Annotated in this window: 16 protein-coding genes, 1 tRNA gene and 2 other annotated features; of the genes, 5 read left to right on the forward strand and 12 right to left on the reverse strand. The window is 38.9% G+C overall.

The genetic code is table 11. From position 1 onward, the window contains the following. Positions 1-12 precede the first annotated feature (12 nt). On the reverse strand, positions 13-831 hold the full coding sequence (gene proC / locus BN997_RS00375) for a pyrroline-5-carboxylate reductase (protein ID WP_042528624.1): 819 nt from the start codon (positions 829-831) through the stop codon (positions 13-15). A gap of 90 nt (positions 832-921) precedes the next feature. Next, positions 922-1128, reverse strand: a binding site (T-box leader). 148 nt (positions 1129-1276) lie between these two features. Between proC and BN997_RS00380 the strand changes: the two genes are divergently transcribed. Both BN997_RS00380 and BN997_RS22385 read left to right on the forward strand, forming a co-directional pair. Continuing rightward, positions 1277-2023, forward strand: coding sequence for a GTP pyrophosphokinase (locus BN997_RS00380; RefSeq protein ID WP_042528626.1), 747 nt, complete (start codon positions 1277-1279; stop codon positions 2021-2023). A gap of 104 nt (positions 2024-2127) precedes the next feature. Next, positions 2128-3698, forward strand: a protein-coding gene (locus BN997_RS22385) for an IS3 family transposase (RefSeq protein WP_139088971.1) whose coding sequence is annotated in 2 segments (ribosomal slippage) — positions 2128-2791 and positions 2791-3698 — 1572 coding nt in all. Because the reading frame shifts where the segments join, the coding sequence is not laid out codon by codon here. An 88-nt stretch (positions 3699-3786) separates the two neighbouring features. On the opposite strand, the gene BN997_RS00395 is transcribed toward BN997_RS22385, so the two are convergent. The 4 genes from BN997_RS00395 to guaB form a co-directional block, all read right to left on the reverse strand. Then, positions 3787-3879: transfer RNA gene (locus tag BN997_RS00395), tRNA-Ser, on the reverse strand. Positions 3880-4008: 129 nt separating this feature from the next. Next, entirely contained in the window at positions 4009-5286 is a 1278-nt protein-coding gene (serS, locus tag BN997_RS00400) for a serine--tRNA ligase (protein ID WP_042528632.1), read from the reverse strand. A gap of 63 nt (positions 5287-5349) precedes the next feature. Further along, positions 5350-5585, reverse strand: a binding site (T-box leader). A 67-nt stretch (positions 5586-5652) separates the two neighbouring features. Continuing rightward, positions 5653-6981 carry a D-alanyl-D-alanine carboxypeptidase family protein gene (locus tag BN997_RS00405; protein ID WP_226894870.1) on the reverse strand — a complete coding sequence of 443 codons (1329 nt, stop codon included), beginning with the start codon at positions 6979-6981 and terminating at the stop codon, positions 5653-5655. Positions 6982-7177: 196 nt separating this feature from the next. Beyond that, positions 7178-8650, reverse strand: coding sequence for an IMP dehydrogenase (gene guaB, locus BN997_RS00410; RefSeq protein WP_042528636.1), 1473 nt, complete (start codon positions 8648-8650; stop codon positions 7178-7180). Positions 8651-8900: 250 nt separating this feature from the next. On the opposite strand from guaB, the gene BN997_RS00415 reads away from it, so the two are divergent. Beyond that, positions 8901-9845, forward strand: coding sequence for a YaaC family protein (locus BN997_RS00415; protein ID WP_042528638.1), 945 nt, complete (start codon positions 8901-8903; stop codon positions 9843-9845). A 94-nt stretch (positions 9846-9939) separates the two neighbouring features. Here BN997_RS00415 and gyrA read toward each other — a convergent pair whose 3' ends face one another. The 7 genes from gyrA to dnaA all read right to left on the reverse strand — a co-directional run bounded on the left by gyrA (position 9940) and on the right by dnaA (position 19862). After that, complete coding sequence (gyrA, locus tag BN997_RS00420) at positions 9940-12453, reverse strand: DNA gyrase subunit A (protein ID WP_042528640.1); 2514 nt, start codon at positions 12451-12453, stop codon at positions 9940-9942. 372 nt (positions 12454-12825) lie between these two features. Beyond that, positions 12826-14751 (reverse strand): DNA topoisomerase (ATP-hydrolyzing) subunit B, encoded by a 1926-nt coding sequence (gene gyrB, locus BN997_RS00425; RefSeq protein ID WP_042528642.1) that lies wholly within the window; start codon positions 14749-14751, stop codon positions 12826-12828. Positions 14752-14861: 110 nt separating this feature from the next. Continuing rightward, the gene (gene remB, locus BN997_RS00430; protein ID WP_042528644.1) at positions 14862-15134 is read right to left on the reverse strand and encodes an extracellular matrix regulator RemB; all 273 of its coding nucleotides are present in this window, start codon (positions 15132-15134) and stop codon (positions 14862-14864) included. A 142-nt stretch (positions 15135-15276) separates the two neighbouring features. Beyond that, positions 15277-16401, reverse strand: coding sequence for a DNA replication/repair protein RecF (recF, locus tag BN997_RS00435; protein WP_042528646.1), 1125 nt, complete (start codon positions 16399-16401; stop codon positions 15277-15279). A 3-nt stretch (positions 16402-16404) separates the two neighbouring features. Next, positions 16405-16626 (reverse strand): S4 domain-containing protein YaaA, encoded by a 222-nt coding sequence (gene yaaA / locus BN997_RS00440; protein ID WP_042535606.1) that lies wholly within the window; start codon positions 16624-16626, stop codon positions 16405-16407. A 385-nt stretch (positions 16627-17011) separates the two neighbouring features. Beyond that, the gene (gene dnaN / locus BN997_RS00445) at positions 17012-18148 is read right to left on the reverse strand and encodes a DNA polymerase III subunit beta (protein WP_042528648.1); all 1137 of its coding nucleotides are present in this window, start codon (positions 18146-18148) and stop codon (positions 17012-17014) included. 370 nt (positions 18149-18518) lie between these two features. Continuing rightward, entirely contained in the window at positions 18519-19862 is a 1344-nt protein-coding gene (gene dnaA / locus BN997_RS00450; protein ID WP_042528650.1) for a chromosomal replication initiator protein DnaA, read from the reverse strand. Between the two features lie 1044 nt (positions 19863-20906). On the opposite strand from dnaA, the gene rpmH reads away from it, so the two are divergent. After that, positions 20907-21041: a 50S ribosomal protein L34 gene (gene rpmH / locus BN997_RS00455; RefSeq protein ID WP_042528652.1), complete on the forward strand. Its 135-nt coding sequence runs from the start codon at positions 20907-20909 to the stop codon at positions 21039-21041. A 156-nt stretch (positions 21042-21197) separates the two neighbouring features. Beyond that, complete coding sequence (gene rnpA, locus BN997_RS00460; protein WP_042528654.1) at positions 21198-21545, forward strand: ribonuclease P protein component; 348 nt, start codon at positions 21198-21200, stop codon at positions 21543-21545. The last annotated feature ends 76 nt before the right edge of the window (positions 21546-21621 follow it).

Genomic DNA, 21621 nt, shown 5'->3' on the forward strand with positions numbered 1-21621 from the left:
ACGTGTAAAAAATTAGTTCTGAGCATTCGTAATCTCGATAGACCGATTTCGTGCGCCATCGACACATGATTTAATTATCTTATCAAATTCATTCGCCATTAACTGGTTTAAACCAGCCTCTGTGGTTCCTGCCGGGCTGGTAATATTAACACGGAGCTGTTCCGGGTCTGCGCCAGATGTCTCCAGCATTTTTCCTGCGCCGATCACCGTCTGGGTCAGCAGCTCTAATGCCGTATCCCGGTCCAATCCTGCTTCAATTGCTGCTTTTTCCATTGCTTCCACCATGTAGTAGAAAAATGCCGGTCCGCTTCCTGCAATCGCCGTAATCGTATGCATCTGCTCCTCATCAACAATTTTTGTTGTACCCACTGTCTGGAATAGTTCCTCAGCAAAGTAAAGCTGACCGAGTTCGACATTGGTTCCCTTTGAAATAGCAGTAGCTGATTGGCCGATCAATGCAGACGTATTCGGCATGGTTCGAATAACAGGAATACCTTCTCCCAGCGTTTTTTCCATCTGTTCGATAGATAACCCTGCAATCACCGAAATAACCATGTGATGCGGTTTTATATAATTTTTTAGCCAGTCTAAATAATCCTTCGCATCCTTAGGCTTCATCGCTAAAATAATAATATCTGCTTTCTCGATCATTTCTTCTTTATCCAGGTCGCAAGTCACTCCATACTTTTCAGCAATCAGATCTAACCTTGCTTTATCACTGCGATTCGTCACCAGCACCTGTTCTTTTGTAACAACATTAGTCCTTGTAATGCCTGCAATAATCGCCTCTGCTAAATTTCCTGCTCCAAAAAATGCAATTGTTTTTTCCATGTAGTTTCCTCCTGTGTGTTTCTTCTTTCCTTTAATATTTTATTTCACCGATACCTCAGAGCAATAAAAAAAACTGATTATACATCCCTTGTAAAGGACGAAATCAGTATTATTCCGCGGTACCACCTTTGTTGATAAAAGTTATCCACTCACATTGATAATGCAGTTTACTGCAGTCAGCATACACTAACCTACTCCCGGATAGGTTCATCAAGGCATTTACAGAAATCTTACAGCCGCCGGATTTCCTCTCTTTGGTAAATACACATCGATTACTGGCCCGTTCACCGTATTTCTTTATTGAATTGTACTATAAGGCCTTGCCATACTTTTGTCAAGACTGCACCCATCAGAATGGATTGCAGCGTCTTTTTATCTGCTATTCAAAACAAATTTTGCTATACTTATATTGTACATGAATGTAAGCCAGAAAGGAATTTTATCAATGGATGAATCAAAACAGATACACCAGTTAACCGCTGTACGAAAAGAACTGACACGTTTCATGCTCAGCTATAAATTTGGACTGGATGAAATCAATACCAAGCTGAACATCCTTCAAGAAGAATTTGAGCATATTCATGATTATAATCCGATTGAACATTTAAAATCACGTATAAAAACACCTGAAAGTATTTTACGAAAATGCCAGCGAAAAAACATTTCGATTACGCAAAAATCTATCAAGAATCATATCAAGGATATTGCAGGAATCCGGATTGTCTGCTCCTTTATATCCGATATTTATAAAATCAGCGAAATGATCCAAGGTCAGCAGGATATCAAAGTCATTGAAACGAAAGACTATATTAAGCATCCAAAACCAAACGGATATAAAAGTCTGCATCTGATTTTATCCATTCCTGTCTTTTTCTCTGACCGTCAGGAAGAGGTATTTATCGAAATTCAAATCCGTACCGTTGCGATGGATTTCTGGGCGAGCTTAGAGCATAAAATTTATTATAAATATGATGGGGAAGTACCGGCACATCTGGTAGAAGAATTAACAACCAGTGCAAATATCGCAAATCAACTGGATGAAAAGATGGAGTTTCTTCATACGGAAATCAATGAAGCAAAAGAGGATAAACATGCAGAGAGCAAGCTTAACTTTCTGCCGCTTGATAACAAACGCTTCCCGCTGCCAAAGCAGTTATTAGAATCGTTGTTGGAGCGAAGAGATAGAGAGTAAACATATATATGTATTAGAAAACCCGCAGCACGAATGATATGCTCCCAATACAGTGGACAGAGAAATAATAAAAATTCTCTACTACTGTATTGGGGGCATTTTCTATGTCTAAAAGGAGAAGTAAACATACTTTAAATGAAAGGATAGAGGCAGTATTACGTGTGATGGAGGGGAGCGTGTCTGTAAGCAGGATTGCTAAAGAATACGCTGTCGACCGAACGACGATTAACGTATGGGTTCGCAAGTACAAAGAAAATGGGGGCTATGGTTTAAAGGATTTGAGGACATGGAAGGGATATTCCAGCGAGCTGAAAAGGGAAGCTGTTGAATTTTATTTAAATGGAGAAGGCAGTTTGAGAACGACTTGTGAAAAGTTCAATATTTCATCTCATTCGGTTTTACGTCAATGGATAAATCAGTATACTAGTGGGAAAGAGATAAAATCTACTAGTAAAGGAAGAGGAACCGTGACTAAAGGGCGTAAAACCAATCTTCAAGAGCGTATCGAAATTGTACAATATACGATTGCCAACGACCGCGACTATCATAAGGCAGCTGAAAAGTATAACGTTTCTTATCAACAAGTATATAGCTGGGTACGCAAGTATGAAAAAGATGGGGAACAAGGTCTTCAGGATCGTCGTGGAAAGTCCCTGGAGTCAAAGCCTACACTTACAGAAGAGGAAGAATTACAGCTTCGTATTAAAGAGCTGGAACACCGTAATCAGTATTTAGAGGCGGAGAATGGCTTATTAAAAAAGTTGAAGGAAATCGAAAGGGGGATGGGACCGCGCGACTAGGAACACATTTAGCTAAATTCCAAGCAATTCATGATTACCAACAGGAGACAGACACTCCGATTCTATTACTCTGTGAAATCTTAGTTGTATCACGCTCCGGATACTATAAATGGTTGAACTATGACCCAACAGAATCCGAAAAAGAAAATGAATGGCTCATGAAAGTAGTGAAAGAAGAATTTAAAAAGTATCACGGTAACTTTGGTTATCGTCGAATAACCATGGTGATCAACCGCAAATATAAGAAGCAGTATAACGAGAAAAGAATTCGACGCTTAATGGATCAAATGGGCCTAAAATCGCATATTCGCCGGTCGAATGGTTATTCAACGAAGACAAGTCACGAAAATATTGAAGAAAATATTTTAAACCGAGAATTTACCGCAGAGAAGCCGAATGAGAAGTGGGTAACGGATATTACGCACATGCATTATGGTTTTGGCAGTAAAGCTTATTTAAGTGCCATTAAGGACCTTTATGACGGCTCAATCATTGCTTACCAGGTTGGACGCTATAATGACAACCCTCTAGTTATGGATACCATCAAAGCGGCTATACAAGCAAATCCTGACACAACTCCATTGATTCATAGTGATCGAGGTTCGCAGTATACATCAAAGGAGTATCGTTATATTACTACAGAAGCTGGCATGACGCGCAGTATGTCTCGTGTCGGTAACTGTATTGACAATGCTCCGATTGAGAGCTTTTTCGGTCACTTTAAATGTGAATGTTACAACCTAAAGCAGTATAAGTCGTTTGAGGAGCTAAAGGAAGATATTGACGAATATATAACGTTTTATAATGAAGAACGATATCAAGCAAAATTAAACAGCCTTGCACCGTTAGAATTCCGGCACCAGGCTGTCGCATAGATTTTTTGTTTTTTCACTGTCTACTTGACAGGGCGCAGTTCACGAAAGCTGCGGGTTTTTATCTCCAATTTTTTACGGTTGTTTTAAATGGAGGAGGTAGAGGGATTCGAACCCCCGCGCGGTTTGACCCGCCTCTCGGTTTTCAAGACCGACCCCTTCAGCCAGACTTGGGTATACCTCCATGAAATAACGCTAATTTGCTCACTTCCTAGCGAACAAAATATACTATATCATCCTCAAAGATGACTTGTCAATATTTTTTATCAAAAAATAAGAGGCCCCCAAAGATGGAGAGCCTCTTACTTAATCATTACTTGCCAATCACTTCAATGCCGCCCATATACGGACGCAATACTTCAGGAATTACTACACTTCCATCTTCCTGCTGGCAATTCTCTAAAATAGCCGCTACAGTACGTCCTAACGCAAGACCAGAACCGTTTAACGTATGGACAAATTCTGGTTTTCCATTTGCTTCGCGGCGGAAGCGAATTCCGGCACGGCGCGCTTGGAAATCCTCAAAATTAGAACAAGAAGAAATTTCACGGTACGTATGCTGGCTTGGAATCCATACTTCAATATCGTATTTTTTCGCTGCTGTAAAGCCTAAATCACCTGTACACATACTCATCACACGATAAGGGAGTTCTAACAGCTGCAATACTTTTTCCGCTTCCCCTGTCAGTCTTTCTAATGTGTCATAAGAATCTTCCGGTTTCACGAAATTCACAAGCTCCACTTTGTTAAATTGATGCTGGCGAATCAAGCCGCGTGTATCTCTTCCGGCAGAACCTGCTTCAGAACGGAAGCTGGCGCTGAATGCAACATATTTTTTCGGCAACGCCTCTCCTGATAAAATCTCATCACGGTGATAATTGGTTACAGGGACTTCTGCAGTCGGCACCAGAAAATAATCCCAGTCTTCCAGTTTAAACGCATCCTCTTCAAATTTCGGAAGCTGTCCTGTTCCTGTCATACTCAGGCGATTCACAATGTATGGAGGAAGCATTTCCTGATAGCCATGCTTATCCGCATGCAGATCCATCATGAAGTTTAATAATGCACGTTCCAGTCTTGCTCCTAATCCTTTATAAAAAACAAAACGGCTTCCTGTTACCTTTGCTGCACGTTCAAAGTCCAAAATATCTAAATTTGTCGCAACATCCCAGTGCGGCTGTGCTTCAAATGAAAATTCCGGCACCTCTCCCCATTTACGTGCTTCTACATTATCATCCTCATCTTCACCAACAGGCACACTCTCATGCGGCAGATTAGGAATAGAAAGCATGATATGTTCCAGGGTTTCCTCAATGTCTTTTAATTCTTTATCATATTTAGAAATTTGATCTCCAACTTCACGCATAGAAGCTATGGCTTCCTCCGCATCCTTCTTCTCGCGCTTTAAAACAGAAATTTCCTTAGACACTTCATTACGTTTTGCCTTTAGTTTTTCTGTCTCTGCAATCAATTCCCGTCTTCTTACATCAAGCTCGCCAAATTTGTCTAAATCGCCAAGGTCTTCTCCGCGGTGTGCTAATCTTTGCTTCACTTCATCAAAGTTATTTCGTACATATTTCATATCTAACATACTGATTACCTCCTATATTTTTAATGTCTTTAAAACCATAAAAAAACTCCCATCCCTTATGTAGAAAGGGACGAGAGTATATTTCCCGCGTTGCCACCCTAGTTAAAGAATCTATACAGACAGATTCTTCCGGCTTTATATACGAATAACGTCGTATCTCCGTGCTTACTTACGTGACTGAACCACTTCAATAAGCATGCTCCAGGATGGATTCACTGCATTCTAACGCTAATTTGCACCAGATATTAGCTCTCTATAGATAGAATCAAACAGCTACTGCTTCCTATCAACGCTTTATTATTTCAATGAATGATTGTATATCATCATAATCTATTTCCAATCAGGTTGCAAGACTTCCTGCAAAAATTAGCTGAAAAGTCCCTTCACCCAATTAAATGCACCTTGGAACATGTTTACAAAGAAATCACCAATAGATTGTAACGTAAGCATAAACCAATTTGCTTTTTCAACGGAGTCCATTGCAACTAAATCATAACTTTCCTGACTCGCTTCATCGGAAATATATCCAAAATCTTCTTCTTCTCCATCATAGACAACGGTAACTGTTCCGATAACTTCATCTGCTTCCACTGGAGCTTCTAACTCTCCATTATCATTCAATCTGTCTTCATCAATTTTATATTCTAAATGATACAGATCTTCCTCACCAGTTTTGATCGGAACATGAATCCCTTCATTGATGCCAATATTTACTTCTTTTTCTTTTCCTCTTGCAACCGGAGCTGTTTCATTGCCTTCTTCTTGATATCCTGCCGGGAATAATTCTTGTGTTTCAAATTGATCAAATCCATAATCAAACAGTTTTGCAGTCTCATTAAAACGGGCATCTTCACTGTCTGTTTTCATAACCACACTGATAAGACGTCGTCCATCCCGTTCTGCTGTTCCTGTAAAAGCATAACCGGCAACCGTTGTAAAACCAGTTTTTAAACCATCTACACCTTCATAGTAATGCTGCTGTAAATAATCTGCATCATGATCCAGCATGTAATTCCAGTTACGGATCTCCTGATCATCAAATTCCGTACTCGGCACGCTGGAAATTTCTAATGCTTCCGGATAATCATTCACTAATGCAGACCCTAAAATTGCTGCTGAACGGGCTGATAATAAGTTTGTATCGTTAGGACTTGTTCCTTCTGGATAATTATCCCCCAGACTCTCATTATCTAATCCGCTGGAATTAACAAATTTATATTCCGGCATTCCCAGTTCTTCTGCCTTTGCATTCATCATTTCGACAAATTCACTTTCTGAACCTGCAATTAACTCTGCAAGTGCAATCGTTGTCGCATTATCTGAGTTGATTGCCATTGCTTTATATAAATCTTCTACTGTGTAATCTTGCTGCTGTCTTAATCCAACCCCTGAAAAATCATCATTGCTGGATATTTCATATGCATAATCACTAATTTGTGTTGTTGTATCCCAGGAAATATCTCCGTTTTCAACTGCTTCCCAAACGAGATATTCTGTCATTATTTTCGTCATGCTAGCAGGAGGCAATGCCACATCCGGGTCCTTTGCAAATAATACTTTCCCCGTTTCTGCATCCACTAAAATAGCCGATTCCGCTTCTATATCTAATCCATCTGCATACACAGACATGGATGGTGTAACAAAAGATGTTAAAACAAGCGCTGCTGCAACCACCAAAAGAAACAATTTTTTCATAGACTTTCTCACATTTCCGTACCTCCGTTTAATAATATAGCCATCAACATACGTTCTATGTATTCTGCTGAGCACGCTTCACATTTTACCATAAAAATTCATAAAAAAATAGATGGAGCAACATCCTCCATCTATTTTTTTTACGACCGTATGACACAAATTTGTCATCAACTAAATTGCTTAATTATTCTCTTTTTTACTGCATAAAATAGTTCGGTGCTTCTTTCGTAATCTGAACATCATGCGGATGGCTTTCCTTCAACCCAGCCCCGGTAATCCGGATAAATCGGGAATCGTTTCTTAAGCTCTCCAGATTTTTCGTTCCACAATATCCCATGCCGGAGCGTAAACCGCCTGCCAGCTGATGGAAGGTATCTCCCAGCGAGCCTTTATACGCAATACGTCCTTCAATGCCTTCTGGAACAAGCTTTTTATTCTCTGATTCACTTTGGAAATAACGGTCTTTGGAGCCTGCTTGCATTGCTCCAACAGAGCCCATACCGCGATATACTTTATATTGACGTCCTTGGAAAATTTCTGTTTCTCCAGGGCTTTCCTTTGTTCCGGCAAAAATACTTCCCAGCATTACAGCATGTGCACCTGATGCCAAAGCCTTCACAATATCGCCGGAGTATTTGATTCCGCCGTCTGCAATAACGGGTACACCGTATTCTTTTGCTGCTCTTGCGCAGTCATAAACTGCTGTAATTTGTGGTACACCGACCCCTGCTACTACTCTTGTGGTACAGATAGACCCCGGTCCAATACCTACTTTGACAACGGAAGCTCCTGCTTCAATCAAAGCTTTTGTCCCATCCTCTGTAGCAACATTTCCTGCAATAATTGTCAAATCAGGATACGTTTCGCGAATGTGTTTTAATTGATCGAGAACACCTTTAGAATGACCATGTGCTGTATCGATTACAATGGCATCTACACCGACATCCACTAATTTTTCAATCCGCTTCATCGCGTCGCCTGTCACGCCGACTGCAGCTGCTGCAATCAACCGTCCTTGTGCATCCTTTGCTGCATTTGGAAATTCAATGACCTTTTCAATATCTTTAATCGTAATTAACCCTTTTAGAATTCCCTGATCATCAACAAGAGGCAGTTTTTCAATTTTATATTTCTGCAGAAGCTTCTCTGCTTCATCCAGTGTTGTTCCCACTGGCGCTGTCACTAATTCCTCTGTGGTCATCACTTCCGAAATCAGAATCGAATAATCTTCAATAAAACGTAAGTCACGATTGGTTAAAATACCGACGAGCTTTTGTTCCTCAATATTATTTACAATGGGAACTCCTGAAATGCGGTATTTTCCCATTAAATGTTCCGCATCATAAACCTGATGCTCCGGAGTTAAGAAGAACGGGTTCGTGATTACGCCGCTTTCTGAGCGTTTCACACGGTCTACTTCCTCTGCCTGCTGTTCAATAGACATATTCTTATGAATAACTCCAAACCCGCCTTGACGTGCCATCGCAATTGCCATTTCTGCTTCTGTTACTGTATCCATTCCAGCACTGATAAATGGGGATTTCAATTTTAAATTTGATGTTAAATCAACACTCAGATCCACCTGGTTTGGTAAAACATCTGATTCTGCCGGAACAAGCAATACATCATCAAATGTCAAACCTTCTTTTGCAAATTTGTCTTCTCTCATTGCTAGCTCATCCTCCAATCATTGAATTCGCAACCTCAATTCACTTCACTTACGGGTATTATACAGTTTTCAAGGTATATCCTTATCGAATATCGGAGAAACTGCTAAAAAAATACCAATCCTGTGAAAGCAGCAGCAAATATCTATTTTTACTTACATTACGCTTTTTTTCATGCTTTTTCAAGCACCCTACATATAGAAAAAATAGAGGATAGATTCAAAATATTTAAATAGTTATGGAGCTGTAGAAATGTTGCATGTTGAAGATTTATATCCATTTTTAACCACTCAGGAAAATGCACAAAATTACCTGAAGAAAAGTTACTCATTTCTTCGTGAAGCTCAGGCAAAAAGCTATCAAAACAGCTCTGCTTTTATCCATTATATTCATAATGGAACATGCTTTATGGAATCAAGCAGGCAAAGCAGTGTGCTGGTTCAGCCTGTTCTGTCTTTTTATGGAATGACACATCTTTTAAAAGGCTGGTTGCTGTCAAAGCGCCCTGATTATCCGGAAACAACAGCTGTTCTTGCGCATGGTCTGACTGCCCGGAAAAGAAAACGCAAGGATTATCGATTTATCGAGGATGAGGTCAAATTACAGCAAAAGGGGTTATTTCCATATGTAAGCCGCCATTTATTTTCTCTCTATCCCTTTCCATTAGAACGTGTTTCAATGCGTCTGTTATTAGCTTCTATTCCAGAATTAAGCAATATTTGGCAGCTTTATCAGGAGGAGTCGATGATTATTATTGGGAATAAAAACAGTAAACTGCTTCGTTTTCCCAATCGGATTTTAGATGGATTTTATTTAAAAGAAGATACCTTTGTCGAGCGTATTCGGGCTTTTTTGCCTCCAATTGAGGATATACAACAAAAAAAGGAGGAATTACAGCTTTATCTGACCGGGCCCGTCAAAGATTGGGACGGCCCCTTTCGTTATGATTTGCATAATGAAGCAATTTATTTTCCAGCGAATCGGGCAAACTATTTTCCTTATTCCGAAATCCTGGTACATTATCTGCTGCTATTTAATTTGAGTATGATTTGCCGTTATGAAACAGAATGGTGGGGTGAGCTGATGCAAATGAAAGCAGACCGGGAATATCCGCTTATCCAACGATTTTTAACCGTCACCCAGCAAAAAACACCAGCGCTTATCGGCCATCATTTACTACAGAATTTTAAAGAATAAAGCTGTTCCAGCAGATACAAAAACAACGGACGGGCTATGAATCACTTTGCCTGTCCGCTGTTTTATATCATCTTTCAATATCTCATCGTTTTACCTATTCCTCGTTGTTATCGTCTGCACCTTCATTAACTTCTTTATTTTCCTCAGATGCTTCGATTTCCTCTGCCGCTTCCTCTTCTTCTTTCTCAATTCGTGCTACTGTTGCAACTTCTTCGTCATCCTGCAGACGTATCAAGTGTACCCCTTTGGTATTTCTTCCAGTTTGTGAAATATCGGATACTTGCATTCGGATCAGAACGCCGCCGGCAGTAATAACCATTAAGTCTTCATCACCCTGAATGGCTTTTACATCAACTACATGTCCTGTTTTTTCATCCAGCTTACACGTAAATACACCTTTACCGCCACGATTGATACGGCGATATTCATCTTCTGGTGTCTGCTTTCCAAATCCTTTGCTGGTTACATGGAGAATTTTAGAACCTTCATCCATAATTTCCATGGAAACAACTTCATCATCCTCACGCAGGGAAATACCTTTTACTCCTGCTGCGGTTCTACCCATTGGACGCATTTGTTCTTCTTCAAAACGAATCAGATAGCCATTTTTCGTAGCAATCATAATTTCTTTTTCGCCATCTGTCATGCGGACAGAAATCAGCTCATCCTCTTCCCGAAGATTTACAGCAATCAGGCCGCCTTTACGGATGTTTTTGAATTTTTCAAGGGATGTACGTTTTGCAACCCCAAGCTTCGTTGTAAAGAATAAGAAGTGATCCTCATCAAACTCAGTTACAGAGATAACGGCGTTCACCCATTCTCCTTTTTCTACTTGAAGCAGGTTAATAATTGGAATCCCTTTAGCTGTCCGGCTGAACTCCGGTACTTCATAACCCTTTGTTTTATATACCTTCCCTTTATTCGTAAAGAAAAGAACTGTATCATGTGTTGATGTGGATACAAGGTGTTCTACAAAGTCATCCTCATTGGTTCCCATGCCCTGGATACCTCGTCCGCCACGGCGCTGCGTACGGTAAGTAGAAGCAGGCAAGCGTTTAATATAGCCCTGGTGGGTCAATGTAATAACGATATTCTCTTCCGGAATTAAATCTTCATCTTCAAAGAAGCCCGCTCCACCGGCAACAATTTCTGTACGGCGTTCATCACGGAACTTCTCTTTGATTTCCGTCAGCTCTTCACGAATGATTTCCAATACTTTCTCTTCATCCGCTAAAATAGCTTTTAATTCAGCAATCAATGCCTGCAGCTCTTTGTATTCTTCTTCAATTTTTTCGCGTTCTAATCCTGTTAAACGCTGTAGACGCATATCAAGAATAGCTTGGGCTTGTTTCTCGGATAACTGGTAACGTTCCATTAACCCTTCTCTTGCAATATCTGCTGTTTTTGAATTACGGATTAAAGAAATAACCTCATCCAAATGATCGAGTGCAACACGCAAGCCTTCTAAAATATGAGCGCGTGCTTCGGCTTTATTTAATTCAAAGGCTGTACGACGCTTGATAATTACTTTCTGGTGATCTAAATAATACATCAGGCATTGTTTGACAGTTAATACCTGCGGACGTCCGTCCACAAGCGCAAGCATATTGATACCAAATGTCGTTTGCAAGGAAGTATGCTTATATAAATTATTCAAAACCACATTCGCATTTGCATCTCTTCTAAGCTCCATAACAACCCGCATGCCATTACGGTCTGATTCGTCACGAAGATCGGTAATGCCGTCAATTTTCTTATCGCGGACAAGCTCCGCTATTTTTTCAATGAGCTTGGCTTTGTTCACTTGATAAGGAAGCTCTGTCACAATAATGGTTTCTTTGTCATTTTTGCCTTGCTCAATATTGATTTTAGCCCGGATGGTAATGGAGCCTTTTCCTGTTTCGTATGCTTTACGGATACCGCTTCTGCCTAAGATTTGTCCTGCAGTAGGGAAATCTGGACCAGGAAGATAATTTTCCATGATTTCATCCACAGTTAAATCCGGATTTTTACTGATTGCCAGAACAGCATCAATCGTCTCTCCCAGATGATGCGGCGGAATATTAGTCGCCATACCGACTGCGATTCCAGAAGTTCCATTGACAAGTAAATTCGGGAAACGTGCCGGAAATACAATTGGCTCGCGTTCCGCTCCGTCATAGTTATCCTGATAATCAATCGTGTCTTTATTAATATCACGAAGCAGTTCCATGGAAATCTTAGACATACGTGCTTCTGTATAACGCATCGCTGCTGCTGAATCGCCATCGACCGAACCAAAGTTACCATGTCCATCCACTAGCATATACCGGTAACTGAAATCCTGTGCCATTCTTACCATTGTCTCATAAACAGCTGAGTCACCGTGCGGATGGTACTTACCTATAACCTCTCCGACGATACGTGCTGATTTTTTAAATGCTTTGTCAGAGTGCATTCCTAAATCATTCATTGCGTAAAGAATACGGCGATGTACGGGCTTCATTCCATCTCGAACGTCTGGCAATGCTCTTGCCACAATGACGCTCATTGCATAATCCAAGAAGGATGTGCGCATCTCTTTACTTATATTTATTTCCTGGACACTCGGACGATTTTCCTCTGCCATAGTCTAATAACCTCCCAATCACCATTGTGTTAGTGATTCCTTGAATCTTTCATTATCAGTTGAATTGCATTTCAATATGCATAAAATATAAACAGCTCAAGTAGCAGCCGCTACAGAAATACACTACGCTTTCCTGTGGGCTTGCGCTCAGCCTCCTCGAAAAAGAAGACCGCTTTTTCTGCGGGGTCTTCCCACTGCGCTTTCCCACGGGAGTCTCCGTGTATTTCTTCCGCTAGTTATAGTGTATAATCACCATTCGATCTTGTTATAAAAAACGCAAGCATGTAATTTAATCGTTTTAATTATATCTGACAAGAAAGGGATAGAAGTACTTCTATCCGCTTTGTTGTCCTTATTAAAAGGATGTAATACTTAAATATCTAAGTTTTGTACGTATTGGGCGTTTTCTTCGATAAAGTTGCGTCGCGGTTCTACTTTATCGCCCATCAGCATATCAAAAACCTGGTCTGCGTCGATTGCGTCACTGAGTTCAACCTGCAGCAGTGTGCGGGATTCTGGGTTCATTGTGGTATCCCATAGCTGATCTGCATTCATTTCTCCTAACCCCTTATAACGCTGAATACCTGGTTTTGGTGCTTTTGGAATCTCTTCCAGAAGCGCATCCAATCCTTTATCCGAATAAACATAGTGAACAGATTTTCCTTGTTTGATTTGATAAAGCGGCGGCTGGGCAATATAAATATACCCGTGCTCAATCAACGGACGCATATATCGATAGAAAAAGGTCAATAATAACGTTCGAATATGAGCGCCATCTACATCGGCATCTGTCATAATGACTACTTTGTGATAGCGTGCCTTTGTAATATCAAATTCTTCGCCGATACCGGTTCCTAATGCCGTAATCATAGCTCGTACTTCATTATTTGATAAAATTCGATCTAAGCGCGCTTTTTCGACATTCAGAATTTTTCCACGCAATGGCAGGATAGCCTGATAATGACGGTCTCTTCCTGATTTTGCGGAACCGCCGGCAGAGTCACCCTCTACGATATACAGTTCACTCAAAGAGGCATCTTTGGAAGAACAGTCAGCAAGCTTGCCAGGCAGACTTGTTACATCCAATGCACTTTTACGGCGGGTCAGCTCTCTTGCTTTTTTCGCTGCCAGACGTGCTCTGGATGCCATAAGTCCTTTATCAACAACGATTTTAGCAATTGTCGGGTTTTCATAGAGAAATTTAGAAAAGGACTCTGAAAATACACCATCTGTAATGGCCCGTACTTCGCTATTACCAAGTTTTGTTTTTGTCTGTCCTTCAAATTGCGGGTCTGGATGCTTTACAGAAACAATCGCTGTCAGTCCTTCGCGGACATCCTCTCCGGACAGGTTGGCATCACTATCTTTCAACAGGCTGTTCTTTTTCGCATAATCGTTGATAGCACGTGTCAAACCGGAACGGAAACCAACTTCATGTGTACCGCCCTCGTACGTATGGATATTATTTGCAAAAGAATATAAGCTCGTTGCAAACCCATCGTTATACTGGATAGCAATTTCCACGGCTATTCCCTGATCTTCGCCTTCTGCAAAGAAAGGTTCATGCAATACTTCTTTATTTTTATTAATGAATTCAACATAAGAGCTGATTCCGCCCTCATAGTAGTAAGATGCCGGCTTTTTTCCAGACCGTTTGTCTTCAATCGAGATACGCAATCCTTTGTTTAAAAAGGCAAGCTCTCTCAGACGCTGTTCTAATGTTTCATAGTTATATTCAGTAGTTTCTGTAAAAATTTCTTCATCCGGTATAAAATGGGTGACTGTCCCTGTAATATCTGTTTCGCCAATTACGGTAATTTCACCCTGAGGTACACCTTTTTTAAACGAGAGGTAATGAATTTTTCCATCCCGGTGGACAGATACCTCCAATTTACTAGAAAGAGCATTTACAACAGATGCACCTACACCATGAAGTCCGCCGGAAACCTTATATCCGCCGCCGCCGAATTTACCGCCGGCATGAAGAACCGTCATAATGACTTCCAAAGCTGGACGGCCTGTTTTCTTTTGAATATCAACAGGAATCCCCCGGCCATTATCTATTACAGTAATACTGTTATCTTCTTCAATAATGACTTCAATATGATCACAATAACCTGCCAGTGCTTCATCGATACTGTTATCCACTATCTCCCAGACAAGGTGATGTAATCCTTTTTCACTGGTGGAGCCAATATACATTCCCGGTCTTTTCCGAACTGCCTCAAGACCTTCAAGTACTTGTATCTGATCAGCATCATAGGCTTGGTTTTCTGTAATTTTGTCTTCCATCGACATCTTCTCACACTCATTTCTATATGAATTACAATCCATCCATTTGTATATATTAAAAAGAGAAGGCTCTGCATTTTCCTCAGCAGAAATCTCTTGATTTTGTTATCTCAGGCTTATTCTTCATAATAATCATCTAGATTACTGATTGTAGTTAAAATACCTGACCGTTTTCTTAAAGTAGTTACAGATAAAGAACTGAAAAAAATATGATCTGCAGTAACCACAATGGATTTGGCCTTTTTTTCAGGACCGGAAACTTTGTTTTGCTGCTTCCATTCCTGTATCATTTGATATATTCCTGATGCATTGGTATATAAATCGTAATCAATAATCGCAACGATTTCCCGAGACCGGATAACATTGTCATTGCCAATGTGAATGAACACGATCAATCGCTTCCTTTCTTCATTAAACCAGACTTTTTTCCATCCTCAGGGGGATATTTTGTATAAAGAATAAACGCTCTTAAGTGCCAAAAAATGCAATACCCTGGAAACTTTTTGTACATCCTCTTTTTACAGCTGGAAATTATGACTCTTCTTTATTGGTCGCAACTCCCTGATGAACATAAAATAACTCAGCATTTTTTAGCGTTTCATGGTGAATCCCGTCTACATTTGTGGTGGACACAAATGTCTGCACCTTTCCCTGAATGGTATTTAATAAATGCGACTGGCGATAATCATCCAGTTCACTTAACACGTCATCCAGTAAAAGAATCGGATATTCGCCTACTTCCTGATAAATCAATTCAATCTCAGCCAGTTTAATCGACAATGCGGTTGTCCGCTGCTGTCCCTGAGAACCATATGTTTGTACATCTTTGCCATTTACTAAGAAGATAAGGTCATCCCGGTGCGGACCAATCAGCGTGGTGCCGCGCTCTATTTCTTTTTCACGGACATCCTTGAAGGAATCTTGGTAGATAGTAGCTATTTTCTCCTTATCTGCCTCTTCTGATACCTTTATTGTCGCGTCATATTGAATTTCTAAGTTTTCTAGATTGCGGCTGATGCCTTCATGAATCGGTCCTGCCCACTTTCTTAACAAATCAAGATAGACAAATCTTCTCTCCAACAAAAAAGAAGCATGCTCAACCAGTTGGTCTGTTAATACATCCAACATCGTTTCATCAGCAGAGCTCCTGCGCTGCAGCTGCTTTAATAAATGGTTTCTTTGCTTTAGTATTTTTTGATATTGAGATAAATGGTATATATAAGTTGGCTGGATTTGGCCTAACTCCATATCCATAAAACGCCGGCGAATCTGCGGAGCACCTTTTACAATGGTTAAATCCTCCGGTGCAAACATAACCACATTAACCGCACCAATATAGTCACTTAACCGGTGCTGCTCCAAATGATTTACTTTTGCTTTTTTTCCTTTGGATGAAATGGAGATTTGCAGGGGAATCGATTGATTTCTTTTTGTAATCCTGCCCTCTATTGTAGCATAATCTGAATCCCAGCGTATGAGCTCTTTTTCCCGCATGGTCCGGTGAGAACGGGTAAAAGAGAGTACATAAATAGCTTCCATCAGATTGGTTTTCCCTTGAGCATTCTCACCAATGATGACATTTATTTTATCATCAAATGTAATATCCAATGTTTCATAGTTGCGGTAATTGGTTAATTTTAACTGTTCAATATGCATGCTTTAATCCTCTTTAAGAATGATAAATGATCCTATCTCATCAATTTCAAGGACATCTTCGGGATATAATTTTCTTCCGCGGCGATGTTCACGTTCCCCATTTACCACAGCACCTATATCTTGAAGATATGCTTTGACCATTCCGCCAGAATCTAAAAAGTTAATCAGCTTGATGCATTGCCCAAGCGTAATGTATTCCGTATCTATTTTTATCTGTTCATGCATGGATATCACCAAATACTTTCTATTTGTTTTATCTGCCTTTATTTTGACCAAAGACAAATACGATTATTTTTTCCTCTATTGTCTATTTTACTAAAGATTGATTAAAAAAGGAAGAATAGGCCTCAAATAATTACAAAAAGATGCGTTACAGAGCTTTTAAGATATTTTTAATGGGGGAATTCTTATTTCCCTAATCTCTTCTTAGAGCGCGTTTTCTGTTGTTTTTTTAAAGGGGTTGTCAAAAAAATGCGGTTTTCTTTCTCATTATCGGTTCTAATCCAAAAGAAAAAGCTCTTTCTTCCACAAAAGAGCTTTTAAATGATCAGGTATAACTTTTACTTATCATCCAGCTGGAATACTTTTTTTAACGCGTAATGCGTAAAAATTAATAGGTTCTTACCGGTAAAATAAGCTGCAGGATGGAATCATTTTCTACCGGGCAAATGATAAATGGACGCATTGCTCCAGTGAATTCTATCACTACTTCATCATATTCAATCGCTTTTAGCGCATCGATCATATATTTTGAACTGAAGGATATCTTTAAATTCTCTCCGTTAATCTCATCAGCTGTGACTTCTTCTTCAACATTTCCGATTTCTGGAGAGTTACTTGAAATCTGGATAACCCCATCATCATTGCTGGTAAATTTAACAACATTATTTCTTTCTTCTTTTGCTAATAAAGAAGCACGTTCGATTGATCTTAATAGCGGTGTTGTTTTTATTTGGATTGTTGTTTTACTATGATCCGGAATCAATCTCGATGTTTCTGGATAATTCCCGTCCAGTAATCGGGATAAGAAATTTAAATGCTCCGTACGGAAAAGAATTTGGTTATTCGTTACACTGATTTCTACTGTTTCCTCTGAATCATTTAAAATTTTATAGAGTTCATTGAGACTTTTTCCAGGAACAACAACCTGTTCTATCGATACATTCGTTCCTGTTACTGGAACCTCTCTTTTGGCCAGTCGATGGCTGTCAGTTGCTGTAAATACAAGCTTTTGATCTTCCAGCTTGATATTTACTCCGGTTAAAATTGGTCTGGTTTCCATCGTAGACACAGCAAAAACAGTTTGTTTAATCATACTTTTTAATAAGTCAATTGGCATTTCAAAGCTATTTTCTGTTTCTACTTGTGGAAGATGCGGATATTCATCGGCGCTCTGTCCATTTAAATTAAATTCTGATTTTCCGGAAGTAATTTTTACATTAAACTGCTCATCAACAACTATATCTACTTGTGCTTCCGGGAGCTTGCGGACAATTTCAGGAAAATATTTAGCCTGCAATACAATAGTTCCATCTTCTATATTTTCAACATATACTTTATCTTCATCTTCTGCAGGAATATAAGATTCAATAGAAATATCTGAATCACTCCCGGTTAATGTCACTCCGTGTTGTCTCACTTCTATCTTCATTCCAGTCAATATCGGAATAACTGTTCTGGAAGAGATTGCTTTCATAACATCCTGTACACTGGCAATCAGTTTATCTCTTTGTATTGTAAAACGCATGTTTATATCCTCCTCAGGTTTTAAGAAAAGTTTTACAGCAACTATTTCTTAAATTCTTTTCAAAATCAATAAAAAAGGGTTCTATATATTTATTAATTATAATATAAAATCAGTAATAACAGTAATAAGTGTTGTGATTACTGTGGATAAGTAAGTTTAGCATGAAAACATCAAAGTTTTCCACATGTGTATAACCTGTTCATAAGTGATTCACTTTTTTCACAGCATACACAGCTGCTTCCTTCTGCATAATTAAAAAGCAGGAGGACAACAAAGGCAATCCTGTTTCTATTTAGGTTTGCCTTTGTTGTGTTTTCTCTATAGGTGGATGCTCAAAAACTCCAATAAAAACGCATTTTTTGAACATGTATTATAAGGATTTAAGTTTTTCTTTTAATTCTTCAATATCCCGATCGAGCTCTGTATCTGTTTCAAGCAGCTTCGAAATTTTTTCATGGGCGTGAATGACGGTCGTATGATCTCTTCCGCCAAATTCCTGGCCAATTTTAGGCAGGGATGAGTCCGTAAGCTCCCGTGACAAATACATTGCAATCTGTCTTGGAAAGGCAATCGATTTGGTACGTTTTTTAGCAGGAAAATCTTCCAGACGGATATGATACCGGTCTGCGACAACCTCTTGAATCGCAGGAATGGTAATTTCTTTTGGTTTATTACTTGGAATGATATCCTTTAATGCATTTGCTGCCAACGATGCGTCAATGTCTTGATTGACTAAAGAAGAATAGGCAACAACACGTATCAGCGCGCCCTCCAGCTCCCGGATGTTTGTATTGATTTGATTAGCAATATAGAGCATAACCTCATTCGGAATATCTAAACCTTCTGCTTTTGCCTTTTTATTTAAAATGGCAATTCTTGTTTCTAAGTCAGGAGGTGTGATATCGGTAATCAGACCCCATTCAAAGCGTGAACGCAAACGATCCTCTAATGTAGGAATTTCTTTTGGCGGCCGGTCACTGGAAATAATAATTTGCTTGCTTTCTTCATGCAGCGCATTAAATGTATGGAAAAATTCTTCCTGTGTGGATTCTTTTCCAGCAATAAATTGAATATCATCAATAAGAAGGACATCAATATTGCGATATTTATTACGGAAATGATTCGATTTATTATCCATAATGGCATTGATAAATTCATTCGTAAATTTTTCAGAAGTCAGGTAAACCACTTTCGCATCTTTATTATGTTCTCTTACATAATGACCAATTGCATGCATTAAATGTGTTTTCCCTAAACCGACGCCGCCGTAGATAAATAAGGGATTGTACGCTTTAGCAGGAGCTTCCGCTACAGCTAGCGATGCTGCGTGTGCAAAGCGATTTCCGGCGCCGATAACAAATGTATCAAATGTATATTTATCATTAAGCATTGACTTGGGGGAATCCGTTGTTTTTGCATCGATATTCGGTTTTGGCATGGGTTTTTGATCGGATGGCTCTTCCACAGAATCAGGAATAATAAATTTTGCATTCAGACTTGTCCCAGTAGTTTTTTCCAATGTTTGCGTAATTAAATCTGTATACTGTGTCTCCAGCCAGTCCTTTGTAAATTCATTTGGAGCAGAGATAACCAATGTATTTTTTTCTAAGTGAAGGGCTTTTGTATTCTTCAGCCAGGTGTCAAAGCTCGGCTTACTTAATTTCTCTTTAATAATGTCCAATGTGGCATCCCAAAGTTCTTCAATATTTTCCAAAGTTACTTTCACTCCTTTCGACCTGAGTTAGGAAATAGGCTTAATAGCTGACAGCAATAAAAAAGAATCAACCAGCGCATTCCATTAATATTCATCATAGAAATTCATAACTTCTATTCAGAAGAAAAAAGCCTCTCTCAATCTATTTCATGTATTAGATGGAAAGGCAGACGTATTAAAATAAAAAAAGCGCTGTGGATAAATAAAAAAGAAATCATATATACGATTAAATACGAATATAAAAGGTATTTACATTATACTATTAAAGCTAATTCTAAATAAAATATGACATATATAAACGCTATCCACAACTTTGTAGAAAACTTTATCAAAAATCAGTGGAAAGAATATCCACATCTTATCCACAATCTGTGAATAAGATTTATCTGCGAAATGATTTCCACAAACTAAAACATAAATATAATACCAAATAAAACTGAATAAATCAATGGCTTTTAAATAGTTATCCACATATTCTATCTGTTGTGTGTTTTGCTTATAAACAACACTGTATTTTGTGATTATCCTGTTTATTTTTTGTGTGGATAGAAAAAAGAAAGGAAATATATCCGATATAAGATGTGGATAATAAGAGTGATTTCTAAAATAGAAATTCTGTGCGGGCTGTATTAATTTCTGTACTATTTTTGGAGGGACACCAAAATCAATGATTAAGATGCATCGATGTTAAAGCAAGGTGATTAGTGGAAGAAGTAAAATTTAGAAGGAATAAAGGGGATGTTATATGGAAAGGAATATATCAGCATGGTAATAATGAAAATGTGTGGCAGAGAATATGATTAATCTTTACACGACAGCTGTCGCAGCGAACGCAAAATGATAAAATTTTATTTCAACTATATATAGCAGTTAAAATATCGACCGAAAAAATGTGTGAGGAATAAAGGTCGTTGGAATTTTATTAAATACCCGGTTGACAAAATCAATCATTTTTTCGTATAATATCAAGGACTGTCTAAAGGATAAGTTATAAGCTATTTTAGTTTAAATATGAACTTGGAGATTCCAAGGAGGTGCACACTCATGAAAAGAACGTTTCAACCAAATAACCGCAAACGTAAAAAAGTTCACGGCTTTCGCACGCGTATGAGCACAAAAAATGGTCGTCATATCTTGGCTCGTCGTCGTCGCAAAGGACGTAAAGTTTTATCTGCATAAGCCACTGACAACTATCAGTGGTTTTTTTTCTGTATTTTAGAGGATATGCTTATTCACATAAGGAGTACATATTTTATGCTGATAAAAATGGACAAGTTTGCTGAAACAAGATGAATAGAAGAAGATGTATGCGGGTTAAATTAAAAGGTGATGACGGTGAAAAAACAATTTCGGATTAAAAAAAATGAAGAATTTCAGGCAACATTTAAACATGGGAATTCTTTCGCAAATAGGCAGCTGGTTATTTATTATAAAAAGAAAGATAATCAGGATCATTTTCGGATAGGTCTGTCTGTAGGGAAAAAAATAGGAAATGCCGTTGTCAGGAATCGGATTAAAAGGTTGTTGCGAGCGTCTTTTCAAGAGTTAGAGCAAGATATTAAACCTTGTTATGATATTGTAATCATTGCCAGAAACCCAACGAAAACAATGAGTTACGAGATGATGAAAAAAAGTCTCTCGCATTTACTATATAAAGAAAAATTATTTAAACATTCCAAGTAAGAACAAGTTTAGGATAGAATTCGCAATGTAAATAAGCTAAAATAGCAATTATAAGCGTTGGTAATATTAAGGAGGA

It is taken from the genome of Oceanobacillus oncorhynchi (assembly GCF_000821065.1).
GTDB classification, from domain to species: Bacteria; Bacillota; Bacilli; order Bacillales; family Amphibacillaceae; genus Oceanobacillus; species Oceanobacillus oncorhynchi.

Bases quoted from the DNA above. Each gene is read 5' to 3' on its own strand.
- proC (WP_042528624.1), bottom strand. From the start codon at position 831: ATGGAAAAAACAATTGCATTTTTTGGAGCAGGAAATTTAGCAGAGGCG.
- BN997_RS00380 (WP_042528626.1), top strand. From the start codon at position 1,277: ATGGATGAATCAAAACAGATACACCAGTTAACCGCTGTACGAAAAGAA.
- serS (WP_042528632.1), bottom strand. From the start codon at position 5,286: ATGTTAGATATGAAATATGTACGAAATAACTTTGATGAAGTGAAGCAA.
- BN997_RS00405 (WP_226894870.1), bottom strand. From the start codon at position 6,981: ATGAAAAAATTGTTTCTTTTGGTGGTTGCAGCAGCGCTTGTTTTAACA.
- guaB (WP_042528636.1), bottom strand. From the start codon at position 8,650: ATGAGAGAAGACAAATTTGCAAAAGAAGGTTTGACATTTGATGATGTA.
- BN997_RS00415 (WP_042528638.1), top strand. From the start codon at position 8,901: ATGTTGCATGTTGAAGATTTATATCCATTTTTAACCACTCAGGAAAAT.
- gyrA (WP_042528640.1), bottom strand. From the start codon at position 12,453: ATGGCAGAGGAAAATCGTCCGAGTGTCCAGGAAATAAATATAAGTAAA.
- gyrB (WP_042528642.1), bottom strand. From the start codon at position 14,751: ATGTCGATGGAAGACAAAATTACAGAAAACCAAGCCTATGATGCTGAT.
- recF (WP_042528646.1), bottom strand. From the start codon at position 16,401: ATGCATATTGAACAGTTAAAATTAACCAATTACCGCAACTATGAAACA.
- yaaA (WP_042535606.1), bottom strand. From the start codon at position 16,626: ATGCATGAACAGATAAAAATAGATACGGAATACATTACGCTTGGGCAA.
- dnaN (WP_042528648.1), bottom strand. From the start codon at position 18,148: ATGCGTTTTACAATACAAAGAGATAAACTGATTGCCAGTGTACAGGAT.
- rpmH (WP_042528652.1), top strand. From the start codon at position 20,907: ATGAAAAGAACGTTTCAACCAAATAACCGCAAACGTAAAAAAGTTCAC.